Genomic DNA, 580 nt, shown 5'->3' on the forward strand with positions numbered 1-580 from the left:
TGTAGATCAAAGCCTTTTTTGTATCGCCCGATACGCCAAGACCTATACTTTGAGAAAGAAAGCGGAATAGGGAAGTCGTATGCGATATGGATGGATATTTGCACTGTTGCTGCTAGCTCCACACGTGCAAGGAATGCAGAGCTTAAAGCCGCTGGAGTGCAAACTGACGGAGACGCCACAAGACCACTTTTTGTTTTATCGTGAACAGATGGTTTATCACAGCGAGCAGTTTGTGATTTTCCAAAACTTTAAAGGCAGAGTAAGTACTCAAGTCGATGTTAAAACGGGTAAACTGATCCGCACTACTTACATTGGTGAGCCATTTGAGCCTAAATATCAAATTCTGTTTGGTTTTTGCCCTGATATTTCCCAGACATTACAAATTTGGATGTTAAGTGAAGTGCCTTACGACAATTGAACAAAATCGTAAAAGTTATATAGATCACACTTTTATCCCCGATAGACGAAGGGCTTGCCGATAAAATCATCTGAAAACGGGTGTTGAGTTTACATTTTCACCAAACGATTCAAAGTTGATGAATTTATGCTTGCACCCCTGATCGGATATAGCTAATATCCT

1 protein-coding gene is annotated in these 580 nt (G+C 40.5%); it reads left to right on the top strand.

All coding sequences use genetic code 11. The features are described from left to right. Nucleotides 1–79 precede the first annotated feature (79 nt). The gene (locus tag R7Q48_RS29415; RefSeq protein WP_005495432.1) at nt 80–418 is read left to right on the top strand and encodes a hypothetical protein; all 339 of its coding nucleotides are present in this window, start codon (nt 80–82) and stop codon (nt 416–418) included. Nucleotides 419–580 lie beyond the last annotated feature (162 nt).

The organism is Vibrio sp. 378 (assembly GCF_033339435.1).